Genomic DNA, 14,437 nt, shown 5'->3' on the forward strand with positions numbered 1-14,437 from the left:
AATTTCTGCTTGCATGGGAAACGGAAGTCTTCCAGAACGACAGACGTGCAAGAGGGCCGAGCGTGCAGTCCGCAGTTGAAACGTTCATTCGCCGGTGGCAGGGGCAGGAAGGTGGGCAGGAGCGCGCCAACTATGCCCTGTTTCTCACCGAACTCTGCGATCTCCTCGGCCTGCCTCACGCCCAGCCAGCCGCCGCCAGCACGGAGGCCAACGACTACGTCTTCGAGCGCGTTGTTCGCGAGCCCAACCGCGAGGGCGCCTTCACGCGCCGCCGGATCGACCTCTACAAGCGCGATTGTTTCGTTCTGGAAGCCAAGCAGAGCCGGATCTTCGGCGACAAGAGCCTTCGCGGCACGGCCGGCTCCGCGGAGAACATGCTGACCTTTCCCGGCATGGAACCACAAACCCGCGGCAGGCGGGGCGCCGGTCGCGCCTGGGACGTGCTGATGCGCAACGCGCGTGCGCAGGCGGAGGACTACGTGCGCTTGCTGCCGCCCGACCACGATCCTCCGCCCTTCCTTCTGGTCTGCGATGTCGGCCACTGCATCGAGGTCTACGCCAACTTCCGCCGCGACGGGAAGGCATATGACATATTTCCCGACCGCCGCGCCTATCGCATCTATCTTGAGGACCTGCGCGACGAGGCTGTCCGCAAACGCCTCGCCGCCATCTGGTCAGATCCCCTGTCTCTCGACCCTGCCCGTCACGCGGCAAAGGTCACACGCGATATCGCGACCCGGATCGCGAAAGTGTCGCAGTCCCTGGAAACTGCAGGACATCCCACGGAAGATGTCGCGATGTTCCTGATGCGCGTGCTCTTCACCATGTTCGCCGAAGACGTGGACCTGTTGCCGCGCAACAGCTTCAAGCTGCTGAAGGACTGCGCCGGTCGGCCGGACATCTTTCCCGGCATGATGGAGGAACTTTGGCGCGCGATGGACGAAGGCGGCTTCTCCGCCACCATCCGGCATCCGGTGCGACGGTTCAACGGCGAGTTCTTCCGCAACCGCCGCGCCCTGCCCCTCCGGCGAGAGGAGATCGGCGAACTTGCCGCTGCTGCCAACCACGACTGGAAGGATGTCGAGCCCGCCATTTTCGGCACCTTCCTGGAGCAGGCGCTCGACCCCGCCGACCGCCGTCGCCTTGGCGCGCATTACACACCACGCGCCTATGTGGAGCGGCTGGTCATTGCGACCGTCATCGACCCCTTGCGGCTGGAGTGGGCCGGCATCCGGGCGACCGCTGACCGGCAAAAAACCGAAGGCCGCGAGAAACAGGCGATCGCCAGCGTGCAAGCCTTCCACGACCGGCTTTGTAACCTGCGCATTCTCGATCCCGCCTGCGGCACCGCCAACTTTCTCTATGTCTCGCTGGAGCTGATGAAGACCCTCGAAAGCGATGTGCTGGAAGCACTGAACGATCTGGGGGGACAGGAGGCGCTGCATGGGCTGGAAAGCCATACCGTCGATCCGCATCAGTTCCTCGGACTGGAAGTGAACCCGCGCGCTGCGGCCATCGCCGAACTCGTTCTCTGGATCGGCCATCTGCAGCTCCACTTCCGCAACAATGGCGGCATCCCCTCCGAGCCTATCCTCAAGGCGTTCCACAACATCCGCTGCATGGATGCGGTTCTGGTTTCGCCCGAAGACCCGCGTCGGCCGGAATGGCCGGAGGCCGACTACATCGTCGGCAACCCGCCTTTCATCGGCGGCAAGGACCTGCGCAACCGCATGGGTGACACCTATGCACGAGCTCTTTGGGCGGCCCATCCGGATATGAACGAGAGCGCCGATTTCGTCATGTACTGGTGGGACAGGTCGGCCGAACTGCTGACCCGGAAGGGGAGCCGGCTCAAGCGCTTCGGCTTCGTCACGACAAATTCGATCAGCCAGGTTTTCCAGCGCCGCGTCATGGAGCGGCACCTCGCCGCCAAATCGCCGGTTTCACTGGTCATGGCAATCCCCGACCATCCCTGGACGAAGGTTACGCGTGACAGCGCCGCCGTGCGGATTGCAATGACCGTCGTGGAAGCGGGCAAACTGGATGGCCGCCTCATGACGACGGTCTCCGAGGACGGTCTCGCGACGGATTCGCCGGTCATCCTTTTTCAGGAGACGGCAGGGCCTATTCATTCGGACCTGACCATCGGTGCCGACGTGGGCTCCGCCAGACCGCTCCGAGCCAATGCCGGGCTTGCGTCACGTGGCGTCTCGCTTCATGGGAAAGGCTTCATCGTCAGGCCTTCGCATGCCGCACACCTGGGTCTCGGCCGCCGCGAAGGGCTCGAACAGCACCTGCGCACCTACCGCAACGGACGCGACATCATGATCCGGCCGCGCGGTGTCATGGCCATCGATCTTTTCGGCCTGAGCCGGGATGACGTGAGAGACCGTTATCCCGAAATCTACCAGCACCTTCTACAGACGGTGAAGCCGGAGCGCGACAAGAACAACCGGCCGAGCTATCGGGATAACTGGTGGATCTTCGGAGAACCGCGGCGGGATCTACGCCCTGCTCTCGCCGGCCTGCCCCGATATATCGCCACGGTCGAGACGGCGAAGCACCGGGTGTTCCAGTTCGTCGATGCCGCCATCCTGCCCGACAACAAGCTGATCGTCGTCGCCGACAGCAGAGGCTATGTGCTGGGCGTCCTCTCCAGCGCCATCCACCGCGCATGGTATGTCGCCAACGCCGCGAAGATCGGTATCTACGATGGTGACGCTGTCTATGTGAAATCGCGCTGCTTCGATCCCTTCCCGTTTCCCGAGCCGGACCAGGCTGCGCGCCAGAGCATATCGAGGCTCGGCGACGCATTGGACGCTCATAGACGGAGCGTGCTCGACGAGCATCCGCACATCACCATGACCGATCTCTACAATGTGCTCGAACTGACCCGCGGCGGCGCCAGCCGCGCAGATCTCGACCCGCGCAGCGCACGCATCTTCGACGACGGGCTGGTGCTCATATTGGACGAACTGCACGAGCGGCTGGATGAAGCCGTTGCGCAAGCCTATGGCTGGCCGTCTGGTTTAGAGAGCGCTGCAATCGTGACCCGTCTTGTAGACCTGAATACCGAAAGATCACGAAGTGAGCAGCGCGGCCATGTTGCATGGCTCAGGCCGGACTACCAGATCACCCTCTTCGGCACAGATGACGAGAAAGCAAGAGCCCCGTCCCCGCAACCAAACTTCGAACCGCTGGCTGCTTGGGCGTTTGAACGGATACCTCCGCAGACGGCTCAACCGATCGAAAGCGGCGGGACACGCAGGCCTCTTTTCCCCGCCCGCGACGACGCTGCCCAGACAGCGCTCGTCATCGATGCCTTGATTGCCAGCGGCGGTGCCGTGGATGCGGCCGACATCGCCGCACGTTTCCGTCAGGGACAGCGCATCCGCCCGGCTGTCGCCAGCGTGCTCGCGTCTCTTTACCGGATGGGGCTCGTCTCCACCTCGGACATGGGAAGAACGTTCGCCTTCCGCCGCGCCGCCTGAGCTTTACCCAATGCGGTATCGGCAATGATCGCGCCGGCAACGGTCTGTGCCTGTACGCGGATATCCGGCACGGCCGTGATTTCCCAGAATTGCCCGGCTGTCAGTGCGCCCACGGCAAACAGGCCCGAACGCGTACTGCTATCGGCGCAGATGGCGCGCGACATCTCGTCGACCCGCAAACCGAGGCCTAACCGGTCGGGAAGGATCATCCCCTGATCCGCCATTTCGACCAACAGGGGCGAATGCCCGATACCGGCGCGCTCCATGCCGGTGCAGTTGATGACCCAATCGACGGGAAGAGACGCGATATCCGGAAAGCCGCGCGGTCGGTAGGCAAGGCACGGACGGTTTCCGTCGATGCCGATCTCGCGCAAGAACCCGGCATGGATCTTCACGGAGCCATCGCGACGCAACGCATCGAACTGTTCGAACACGGGCGGCGCAACACGGTGACGATGGATGTTCCACCAGGACAGCGCGTGCCGCAAGAAGCGGGAGCGCTCGGACGGGGAAAGCCGCTGCCACAGCGCCTGTGTTCGCGGTCGCAGGCCATCCATCACCGAGCGCCACTCCGCGGCGGCGCGCACCTGCGCACGCAGCGCCTTCAGGATGCCACTGATCGTCAGCGGACCCTCGGGGAGATCCGGAAGAACGGGCATTCCGTGGTGGCGGGCATGCGCATGCGGCACCAGCCCGCGCCGCGAGAGAACGTGGATCAAGCCACGATGCCCACGGGCCCGCAGCGTCAGCACCTGATCGATCATCGTCAGACCGGAGCCGAGAATACAGATCGTATCGTCAGGCTTCACCTTTGAAAGCCACTTCAGCCGCCAGGGATTGCGCACCAGCCGCCGCCGTGCAGCCTCGGCGATACGCTCCTCCCGGAGCGGCAGGTCCGCCGTGCCGACACCAAGACACAGGGCGACCACACGCGCATGAAGGCTCTCGCCATCCGCCAGTTGAAACAGCAGCCCGTCTTCCTGCGAGCGCACACAACCGGTGGCCTTCGCCCTGATAAAATCGAGCTTGGCGCGGGCATGGCGGTCCCTCAGCAGCGAGGCGAGCGTATCGCGAAGATAGAGCCCGTAGTCGCCACGCGACGCAAACTCGTCGCGCGAGATCCCGCGCCCCTGCCGCTCCAGCCAGTTGAGAAAATGATCCGGTTCGTCCGGAAAGAGGCTCATGCGCCCGGCGGGAACGTTCAACCGGTGAAGGTGAAATTCCGTGCGGTAGGCTGTGCCACGGCCGAAGGCCGGATCGTCGCCGACAACCGCGATGGTGGCCGAAGGAGGCAGCGACCGCAAAAGGTGAACGCTGACCGCGATGGCCGAAAACCCGGAGCCGACGACCGCAACATCATAATCCAAGGCAACCCTCCGTCTGTCTTCGAGGCGGCATAAAGGCGTTCCCCCGGGGTAAAACCGGGGAAACCTCACGAGCACACCATGCCCAAGGTAGAGACATAACGGAGTTTGTCGAGTAAATTTATAGACGAACGAGCGGCGGACGTCACCGATGCCATGCCGTGGGCAGGCATCGGTGACGAGGATGTTTTTCAGACGAGATCAGGACTGGCTGACCTTCAGTGTCGGTCGATGATCTCCTGCGATCGTCTCGCCAAAGGGTCCGGTATTGATCGATGTCTCGCGTGCCTTGACGGGATGCGCCAGCGGCAGGTTTGGGAGGACCAGTTCACCGAAACGGTAAGCTTCCTCGAGATGCGGATAGCCGGACATGATGAACGTGTCGATGCCGATCTCGCGATACTCCTCCATCCGCGCCTTCACCTGATCGGGATCGCCGACCAATGCCGTGCCCGCGCCGCCGCGCACGAGGCCGACGCCCGCCCAGAGATTGGGGCTCACCTCCAGCTTGTCGCGACGACCGCCATGCAGGCGGCTCATGCGGCTCTGACCCACTGAGTCCATCCGCTCGAACACCTTCTGGGCCGCCGCGATCGTGTCGTCATCGAGATACTGGATAAGTTCGTCCGCCGCTCGCCAGGCCGCTTCCGCCGTCTCGCGAACGATGACGTGCAAGCGAATACCGAAGGTGACCTCACGGCCTTCGCGATCGGCCAGCGCGCGGACTTCGGCGATCTTCTTCGCGACGTCCTCCGGCGGCTCGCCCCAGGTCAGGTATTTGTCGATGGTGCGCGCGGCAACCTCTTGCCCGATGCCGGAGGAACCGCCGAAATACAGCGGCGGATGTGGCGTCTGGTAAGACGGAAACAGCACGCGGCCGTCCTCGATGTCGAAGTGCTTGCCCTTGTGGTTGACCATCTCGCCCTGAAGCAGTGCCTTGTATATATGAAGGAACTCCTCCGTCACCTCGTAGCGTTCGCCATGTGCATAGTGGATGCCGTCGCCCTTGTTCTCGATCGGATCGCCGCCGGTCACGACGTTGATCAGCACGCGACCTTCCGAGATGCGGTCGAGCGTTGCTGTCATCCGGGCTGCAAGCGTGGGCGACAGCAAGCCGGGACGCACGGCGATCAGATATTTCAACTTTTCGGTCAGCGGCGCCAGCGCCGAGGCGACGACCCAGCTGTCTTCGCAACTCTTGCCGGTGGGAATGAGCACGCCGTAATAGCCGAGCGAGTCCGCAGCCTGCGCAACCTGCTTCAGATAGGCGAGATCGACATTGCGGCCGCCGATGGTGGTGCCGAGATACCGGCTGTCGCCATGGGTCGGCAGGAACCAGAGGACGTTGATTTTTTCAGGCGCGGAAGTCATGGCGATGTCTCCAGAACGAGTGAATGCTGTGGCCGGGTCTTGCTGTGAGCAGCAGGGGCCGAGGCGGAAAGGGAACGATCGAGCGCGCTGCGAACCTGCGCCCCGACCCGATCGAAATCGCTGCCGGCGCGCTGATGCGGCTGCGCGATGACGATCTCGTCAAGGATGCGGCCCGGCCACGGCTTCATGACGATGACGCGGTGGGCAAGCGAAACGGCCTCATCGATGTCGTGCGTCACGAGAATCATCGTCGCCCGCGTCTCCGACCAGATATCGAGAAGATGCTGCTGCAGTGTTTCGCGCGTCAGGGCGTCGAGCGCCGAGAAAGGCTCGTCGAGCAGCAGAACCTCAGGTCGCGTCACCAGCGCGCGGGCGATGGCAACGCGCTGCGCCTGCCCGCCGGACAATGCCTTCGGCAGCCGGTCGCCATAGGCCTCAAGGTTCACGCGACAGAGCGCCTCGTGGATCCGCGATGCCTGCTCCGCCCGCGACAGATGCGCGAGCCCGAAGCCGACATTGTCCCGAACGCTGAGCCAGGGCAGAAGGCGGGGTTCCTGAAAGATGAGGTTGATCAGCGGATGCGGCTGCTTCACCGTTTCGCCATTGATGTTGACATTGCCGGCGGTCGGCGTGTCGAGCCCGCTGATCAACCGCAGAAGCGTGCTCTTGCCGCAGCCGGAACCGCCGATGACAGCCACGATCTCGCCCGGCCGCGCATCCAGCGTGAACCCGGAGAGCGCCTGCACGCCACCCGTATACGTCTTGCCAAGTCCCGTGAGCGCCAGCATCAGAGACCTCCCCGGCTGAAATTATCCTGCCAAGCAACAAGCGGCGCTGTCGCGCGCACTAAAAGCGCATCCGACAGCTTGCCGATGATCGCGAAGATCAGGATTGCCGCCATGATCTGGTCCGGCTTGCCCAGTTGCTGCCCATCCACGAGGAGATAGCCGAGCCCTTCCGACGCGCCCATGAACTCGGCCGCGACGACGAACATCCAGCCGAGCCCGAGGCCAGCGCGCAGCGACACGATGAACGCAGGCAGTACGGCGGGGAAAAGAATGCGCCGCACGAGATCGAACCCGCTCAACCGAAAGATCCGCCCGACCTCCACGATCTTGCGATCGACCGAGAGCAGCGCCGTGGACACACCGAGGTAGACGGGGAAGAACACGCCCGTTGCGATCAGCACCACCTTCGACGTCTCGAAGATACCGAACCAGAGAATGAAAAGCGGCACCCAGGCAATCGACGGAATGGCGCGCAGCGCCTGTAAAGTTGGATCGACCGACGCATGCAGAAACCGGAAATAGCCGGTAAGGCTGCCCGCAAGCGCACCGGCTGCGGCACCGGCGAGAAAACCGAGCAGCACGCGAAGACAGGTCGAGGCGATATGATCGGCAAGTTGCCCCGCCGTCCAGAGGTCGGCAAGCGTGACAAGAATGCGGGACGGCGGCGGGACAAGCCGCCCGCTGGCCAGCCCGCTATCGACCGCAAGCTCCCAAAGAAGAAAGGCACCTGCCGGCAAAGCGATGGCAACGGCAAACCGGACGAATGCATGGCCCCAGCGCCCCGTCAAAAAGGTCAGCCGCGACGACCGCCGCGACATGGCAAGCGTTTCCGCTCGCCCGTCATCGACGCCCACTGCCAGCCCTGGCTCTGCTGCGCCGATGGTCATTACTGAATCAGATCCTGACTGAAGCTCGGGTCGATGAGATCTGCGACGGTCTTCCGTATATCGGCATCGACAGGCAGAACGCCCGCTTCCTGAAGAGCGATGCCGGCCTTGGTGATGGTCTCGGCCTGCACGTCACCGATGCGCGACGTGGAAAGATCCGTGCGCTCCAGCTGCCGGTCAATAACCGCCTCGGGCAGTTTCGCGGCTTCGATGAGCGCCGCTTTCAACGCAGCGGGATCGGCAAGCGCCTGCTTGCGCGCCTCCTCATACGCGGCAAGAACGCGCCGGACGATGTCGGGATGCTCGGCGGCAAAGCTTTCCGGCGTGTTCAGCACGCCCCAGCTGTTGTTCTCCGGTTTGCGGTAGAACAGCTTGGCGCCCTCCTCCACTTCGGCCGCCGCCATCAACGGGTCGAGCCCGGCCCACGCATCCACATCGCCTCGGCTGAGAGCCAGCCGACCATCGGCGTGCTGCAGCAGCACGAACGTCACGTCCTTCGACGTCAGCCCGGCATCCGCCAGCGCCCGCACCAGAAACACATGCGGATCTGTTCCGCGCGTAACGACAACCGTCTTGCCCTTGAGATCGGCGACGCTCGCAATCGTCGAGTCCTTGCCCGTCACCAGCGCCGTCCATTCCGGACGCGAATAGACATAGACGGACTTGATGGGATTGCCGTTGACCCGAGCGATCAGCGCTGCCGCACCGGCCGTGGACCCGAAATCGATCGACCCGGCATTCAGGTATTCGAGCGCTTTGTTGGACCCGGCAGACTGGACCCAGCGAATGCTGATGCCGTCCTTCTCGAACGCCTTTTCCAGCAGGCCTTCCTTCTTGAGCAGCAGACTGACCGGATTATAGGTCGCCCAGTCGATCCGGATCTCCTTTACGTCAGCGGCAAGTGCGCCGGTCACCGCGCCGGCAAGCGCCACACCGGTGGCAAGGCCAAGTGCCAGGAATTTGCTCAAGATCGTCGTCATATCGCCGCCATCCTCCTAACCGCCGCACGCTGCCGCGAATGGTCAGGAAGGTAGAAAGGAGCCCTGCGAGTAAGAAGGAATGGCTTTCTATTATCTACCAAATCCTTAGAATTTCTACGTTTGCAGCAGACCTGCATTCGATGGAAACTGCGCCAACTCGAAGCGAACGGATTTGATACCCTCATGACGATCACCGATGTGCGCCTGTCCGCCGCGGTTCAGGTAGGCGAGACCAAGGCTGGCGCCCCCAGGACCATCGCCATCATCGGCGGCGGATTTTCCGGTGCGGCGGTCGCCTATCATTTGGCCGGCAATCCCGACATCGCCTTTCAGACAGACATCGTCGTCTTCGAGCCCCGCGCCGAGATCGGTCGCGGTCTTGCCTACGACACCGCCGATCCTGCCCATCGCATCAATGTGCCGGCAACCCGCATGAGCCTGCGCCCGGACGAGCCCGAGCACTTCGCGGCGTGGCTGGAACGGACGAACGCGACCGCCGACGACGGCGAAGCGAAGCGTGCGGATGGCACTCTCTACCCGCGGCGCGGCGTTTTCGGTGGCTATGTCGCCGACAGCCTCAGGCCGCACATCGAGAGCGGCGCCGTGCGCCACATCCGCGCAGCTGTCACCGCGATACGCAGGACTTCAGATGGGTGGAACATCGAGGACGACACCGGCGCGCGCCGGGACGCCGCCCTCTTCGTCATCGCGACGACACATCCGCCACCGACACCGCCTCGCGCACTCGCCGAGGCATTAGGCGGTCACCCACGCTTCGTGCCGGATCCGACGCGACCCCAAGCCCTTGCGGCGATCCGGCCGGACGACGATGTGCTCATTGTCGGAAACGGCCTGACATCCGCAGACGTCGTTGCCTCGCTCACGGCCGCCGGTCACAACGGCCGCATCCTCTCCGTGTCGCGCCGAGGCTTGCGCTCTCGCGGTCATGCGCCGTCTCCGCAGGAACCTTTCGGCGACTTTCTCACCCAGCCTCCAATCTCTGCCCGTGACCTTGTCAAGCGTGTCCGCAACGCGATCCGCGCAGCGGAAGCCGGCGGCCTCACATGGCATGCCGTCATCGACCGGGTCCGCACCCAGGCCGCCACGTTCTGGCCCGATCTGCCGATCACCGAGCGCCGCCGTATCGTGCGCCACCTCCGGGTGTTCTGGGACGTCCACCGCTTCCGCATTGCCCCGCAGGTCGAACAGGCACTTGATTTGGCTATCGAGAACGGGCGCCTCGACATCCTGGCAGGCACCGTCCGGGGGGCCGCCATCGAGGGGGACCGCATCCGGGTCACGCTGAAGCTGAGGGGGGCGACCGGCACTATCGAGCAGTTCTTCGACGCCGTTGTCGTGACCACCGGCCCCGCCCATGGCGGCATTCTCGATAGTCAGGGGTGGCTGCGGGATCTTCGGAATGCCGGCCATCTCCGTCTCGACCCAACCGGCTTGGGCATCGATTGCGATACCGAATCCCGCGCGCTCGACACCCGCAGCCAGCCGAACGACAGTCTCCTGATCTCGGGCCCACTCGCGCGCGGACGCTTCGGCGAACTGATGGGCCTGCCGCAAGTCAGCGAACACGCGCGCCTCGTCGCCACCCGGGTAGCCAGCACGCTCAGGAACGGTTTGTAAGCAATCGAGATCGCTGCATCGTAAGGACCAGCCAAATCGAAAAACCATTCCCGAGAGAACGCTCGCAGTGGCATTCCCTTCTTTGTCTAGCGCTGAAGTAGACATTATCGTGCCGGGATGCTGGCGATAGGCAATAGATACGTCTTCGCCACATCGCCCATGCTGAACATATGCCGTCAGCTTCGAGCCCGGCCATTCCGGAAGGAAAATACAATGAGCCTTGCCAAGACCTCTTCGGCCACCGACGCCGCGGCCCAGGCGCCTTTGTCCATCGTCCAGTTCGACGGGACCGAGCAGTTAAAGCAGGCCATGCGCCACGTCGCCGCCACGGTGTCCGTCATCACTGCGGGCACGCACGACCGGACCGGCGCCACGGTAACGTCCGCTACCGCCCTGAGTGTTGATCCTCCGACGATGATCGTCAATATCAATCGCACATCTTCGAGCTGGCCTGTGATCGCGCGTCACGGCCATTTCTGCGTCAACATCCTATCAGACGACCAACAGGACATCGCCGATCGCTTCGCTGGAAAAGGCGGTCTCAAGGGGCCCGCCCGCTACGAAGGCGCCGAGTGGACCACACTCGCCAGCGGCGCCCCCGTCCTCTCCGAAGCCCTGTCGGCCATCGATTGCGAAGTCGAGCACATCATCGAACGCCACACCCACGCCATCATCATCGGCCGCGTCCTCGCGATAACCCAGAAGGACGGAGCACCCTTGCTCTACCACAATGGCGTTTACGGCACGTTCGAGCGTTGAAAGCTGCCGGTTTGGGATTTCGTCTAGTGCCCGCCTGAAGACTCAAAATCGTGGCGTCGGGGTCCTTTCGAACCAACGATGCTTGGCGTGAAGGCTTCCCGTGTCGTCAGCGAGCGAGCTTGCTCCTCACAGTGAAACGTGTGAGGGGAGAATCCCAAATAACGAAGGGTTCACAAGCACTAAGATTTGAGGTGGTAGGCCCGGAGGAAGTCAATTAACGCAGCGATTTCAATATGAATGCCGCCGTTTTGCCCCTCCAACCACCTATTGAAATTGCAAAGGTCTTTCGACCGCTGCCCTCGCAGATTGCACCTCAGGCAGAGCATCAAACCCTCACTATGCGAAGCCCCGTCCCGAACGGCGTCCGCTTCGCACAAACCTAGCATTTCCGGCAACATTGCATACCTGTCGTTCTCGCCTGTTCATGATCTGTCCGACGAAGCGGTCTCAATCGGAGCAGCAAGTCAAGAGGTCCGCGCGCGTCTGCAGTCCAGGCTAAGCGAGACATGATCAGTGTAGCGCTTTGGATCGGAGAGCCCACAGACATCCAGTAGATCGAAATTGCGGACGAGTATGGCTCGGTCGTCGAGAGCATTTGTCGAGTAGACCAAAATGCTAAGGTGACATAGCGCTTCCGTCGCTCCAGAGTTCCTTCTATATTTTCAAAAATTGATTCACTTGCATTCGTCAACCGTCAGACAGTAGGCGCATTATCGATCCCCTCCTCCAGCAGCATCAGGGCTTAACATTGGCAACTCAAATTCGCAGAATCGCATTTGCCACCTTTGTGGCATTTTCGCTCCTCGCACTGCCGTCAGCCGCGGCCGAAAGGCTCTTCCCGGTCAGTCAAGACCTTCAGAAAGGCAGCACCAACGGGGTTGAACTGATAGCCGACAACCAATTTGAGACAGGGTTCTCAGCGACACCTGCGTGCAATAGCCCTGAAGAAAAAGAATGTGCGGACAACACGCGCTACGTGCTGAAGTCGCCCGCCTTTCCCAATATGGCAGATGTGAAGCCTGTTTGGGATTTAAGACAGTGGGGTAGCAGAAGCACATTCGGCGCCGTACCCATCAAGTACGGCGAGGGCTATGCCTGGATAACACCGGACAAACGCTTGGTTGTATATCCGGGTGGACGGATTGAAATGGCTGTCAGTGGAGAGAGCGAATTCGGTGGACAGTATCGAAACGAGCAGCCTTCGAAACCGAGCCTAATTGCTGGACAAAATATTGCCGCGCCGGGCCTTTATCACCGCGATACGGGATCCCTGAGCGGCATGAGTAAGCTAGTCTTCAACGTCGACTTTAAGAAAGACTATGATGACCAGAATCGAAAGCACGGGTACGACCCTAACCGGAACGCTATGATCTTTCCGGTAAATTTTACGGTTCAAAACCTAAAAGATGGAAGCGAAGGATATGGCCAGTTCGTGTGGCTACAGATCAACCCTTACGACGACAGAAACGAGGTAGCGGTCTCAAAGCAAGATCAGGAAATGACAGACATGGGTACAAGCATGTCAATCTATTTCGTCCCGACATCCAGCCTGACTAGCGGCAACGCGCACAGTGGAGAATGGGTTAATTTCAGAGGGGACATACTTCCATATGCGATACGATCGATTGAGATCGCCTATCGTAAGGGTTTACTAAAGTCCAACGACATCTCGGACTACAAGATTGGCGGATTGAATATCGGCTACGAGTTGTCCGGCTTAAACATTGCAACACTCCAAATAAGAAACTTAAGCCTCAAGATGTTTTCAAAAAAATAGTTCCTGTTCAGATAAAAGATTATCACTGGCGGGCCGGAAAGTTTGCGGGGTAAGGACAGGCGAGCTTTATAGGGTAGGTCAGCATGAGAGCCGCAGCGTTACGAGGAACAGAACGCGTATCGATATCGTGAAGGTTGACCTAGTGCTATAGCGGCGATATCGGCATGGCGCGCGTAACGATATCAACACGAAAATGCTTCATATGATCGCATATGAACCGAACGTTGGAGAAGTAATTTTGTACTATGCGATAAGGACATGGCATGGGACGCATCTATACTTTGATGAAGTCGGACGGCGCATCAAGCATGGAATGGTGGAAGGGTTACATCGTCTTCTGATGGTCTTCGTTGAAGGAGATTCATTCCGCTTCGATATCGATCCAAGGGACTCTAGTCCGGCTGTAGCAGCACTTATAGATGGTTCATTTGAAGTATCCCGCTCCGGATTAGAATTTTCTCTAAAGACATCAGGCTGGATGTGCGCCGACTCGAATGGCGAAGTTCCCTTGGACCGCCCCTCAATTGGCGGGTGGGAGTTGTTTACGCTAGAAGCCTACGGGGAAGTTGCGCCTCGACTTGGACTTAGCATTAAATTTCTGACTATACCTAAATCTGTTGAATATATAGGGAAAATACCGAAGATTATAAACCAGGTTTTCTTATCCCATCCATTCTCTGATGATCTACCAGAAGCGCTGAGGGAAAATATATCAAGCTTAAAAGAGAGCAATCCGAGCTTTTCGCACCGTCTTTGGACGAACGAAGCCGTTTTGGAAGCAATAAAGGACTGGTTCGGTTTCGAGGTCCTGAGCGCATTTTTGCGCATCAATCCGCGCTACGGTGCCGCGAGGGCGGACTTTTTTCGATACGCCCTTATGTATCATTCAGGCGGGGTCTATCTTGACTTGAAGAGCCATGCCGCTGGTCTTGATCAATTGATCAGAGCGGATGATGAATACATCATTTCAACATGGAGCGAGCACGAGCGCACCATAGGTATTGGCATGCACCCAGAGCTCAGCGGCTCAAAACACGGCGAACTCCTGCAATGGTTCTTGATCGCGAGGCCAAGACACAAGTTTCTTGAGGCTGTTTTAGAGCTTATACTCACCAACATAACACGTTACTCCCGAAAAGAATTCGGCGTTGGTTGGATGGGCGTTCTTAAAACGACAGGGCCAATTCCATATACGCTAGCTGTAAATGATATTCTTGAAGATCACCCTCATCGACTTGTAGCGTACGAAGAGGTTGGCTTAATTTACTCACGCGTACACAAGCAACTGCCCGGAAACCATTATAAAGACTTGAGCGATGATGTGGTTTTATAAAATCCCTTCGCTCTGTTATGCGGGGTAAACATATGCAGTTGATACTGAG

10 protein-coding genes are annotated in these 14,437 nt (G+C 60.5%); 5 read left to right on the forward strand and 5 right to left on the reverse strand.

All coding sequences use genetic code 11. From position 1 onward, the window contains the following. Positions 1–62 precede the first annotated feature (62 nt). Entirely contained in the window at positions 63–3,491 is a 3,429-nt protein-coding gene (locus BSG19_RS02510; RefSeq protein WP_092984522.1) for a class I SAM-dependent DNA methyltransferase, read from the forward strand. Here BSG19_RS02510 and BSG19_RS02515 read toward each other — a convergent pair. The 5 genes from BSG19_RS02515 to BSG19_RS02535 form a co-directional block, all read right to left on the reverse strand. Beyond that, a complete protein-coding gene (locus BSG19_RS02515) occupies positions 3,425–4,858 on the reverse strand; it encodes an FAD/NAD(P)-binding protein (RefSeq protein ID WP_092984524.1) in 1,434 nt (477 codons plus the stop codon). The genes BSG19_RS02510 and BSG19_RS02515 overlap by 67 nt on opposite strands. 198 nt (positions 4,859–5,056) lie before the next feature. Then, positions 5,057–6,226: an FMNH2-dependent alkanesulfonate monooxygenase gene (ssuD, locus tag BSG19_RS02520; protein WP_092984526.1), complete on the reverse strand. Its 1,170-nt coding sequence runs from the start codon at positions 6,224–6,226 to the stop codon at positions 5,057–5,059. Beyond that, positions 6,223–7,014, reverse strand: coding sequence for an ABC transporter ATP-binding protein (locus tag BSG19_RS02525; RefSeq protein WP_092984527.1), 792 nt, complete (start codon positions 7,012–7,014; stop codon positions 6,223–6,225). The genes ssuD and BSG19_RS02525 overlap by 4 nt, the downstream gene beginning before the upstream one ends. After that, positions 7,014–7,832, reverse strand: coding sequence for an ABC transporter permease (locus tag BSG19_RS02530; protein ID WP_092985526.1), 819 nt, complete (start codon positions 7,830–7,832; stop codon positions 7,014–7,016). The genes BSG19_RS02525 and BSG19_RS02530 overlap by 1 nt, the downstream gene beginning before the upstream one ends. Before the next feature lie 68 nt (positions 7,833–7,900). Then, positions 7,901–8,881 carry an aliphatic sulfonate ABC transporter substrate-binding protein gene (locus BSG19_RS02535; protein WP_092984529.1) on the reverse strand — a complete coding sequence of 327 codons (981 nt, stop codon included), beginning with the start codon at positions 8,879–8,881 and terminating at the stop codon, positions 7,901–7,903. Between the two features lie 183 nt (positions 8,882–9,064). Between BSG19_RS02535 and BSG19_RS02540 the strand changes: the two genes are divergently transcribed. The 4 genes from BSG19_RS02540 to BSG19_RS02560 all read left to right on the forward strand — a co-directional run bounded on the left by BSG19_RS02540 (position 9,065) and on the right by BSG19_RS02560 (position 14,388). Then, entirely contained in the window at positions 9,065–10,519 is a 1,455-nt protein-coding gene (locus BSG19_RS02540; RefSeq protein ID WP_092984531.1) for an FAD/NAD(P)-binding protein, read from the forward strand. Positions 10,520–10,732: 213 nt separating this feature from the next. Beyond that, entirely contained in the window at positions 10,733–11,278 is a 546-nt protein-coding gene (locus tag BSG19_RS02545; protein ID WP_092984533.1) for a flavin reductase family protein, read from the forward strand. Positions 11,279–12,026: 748 nt separating this feature from the next. Next, the gene (locus BSG19_RS02555; protein ID WP_092984537.1) at positions 12,027–13,055 is read left to right on the forward strand and encodes a hypothetical protein; all 1,029 of its coding nucleotides are present in this window, start codon (positions 12,027–12,029) and stop codon (positions 13,053–13,055) included. 202 nt (positions 13,056–13,257) lie between these two features. Further along, positions 13,258–14,388, forward strand: a complete 1,131-nt coding sequence (locus BSG19_RS02560; RefSeq protein WP_170865834.1) for a glycosyltransferase family 32 protein — start codon at positions 13,258–13,260, stop codon at positions 14,386–14,388. Positions 14,389–14,437: the final 49 nt, after the last annotated feature.

Source organism: Rhizobium sp. NFR03, from assembly GCF_900111275.1.
In the GTDB taxonomy this organism is placed as follows: domain Bacteria; phylum Pseudomonadota; class Alphaproteobacteria; order Rhizobiales; family Rhizobiaceae; genus Ferranicluibacter.

Bases quoted from the DNA above. Each gene is read 5' to 3' on its own strand.
- ssuD (WP_092984526.1), bottom strand. From the start codon at position 6,226: ATGACTTCCGCGCCTGAAAAAATCAACGTCCTCTGGTTCCTGCCGACC.
- BSG19_RS02525 (WP_092984527.1), bottom strand. From the start codon at position 7,014: ATGCTGGCGCTCACGGGACTTGGCAAGACGTATACGGGTGGCGTGCAG.
- BSG19_RS02530 (WP_092985526.1), bottom strand. From the start codon at position 7,832: ATGTCGCGGCGGTCGTCGCGGCTGACCTTTTTGACGGGGCGCTGGGGC.
- BSG19_RS02535 (WP_092984529.1), bottom strand. From the start codon at position 8,881: ATGACGACGATCTTGAGCAAATTCCTGGCACTTGGCCTTGCCACCGGT.
- BSG19_RS02540 (WP_092984531.1), top strand. From the start codon at position 9,065: ATGACGATCACCGATGTGCGCCTGTCCGCCGCGGTTCAGGTAGGCGAG.
- BSG19_RS02545 (WP_092984533.1), top strand. From the start codon at position 10,733: ATGAGCCTTGCCAAGACCTCTTCGGCCACCGACGCCGCGGCCCAGGCG.
- BSG19_RS02560 (WP_170865834.1), top strand. From the start codon at position 13,258: ATGATCGCATATGAACCGAACGTTGGAGAAGTAATTTTGTACTATGCG.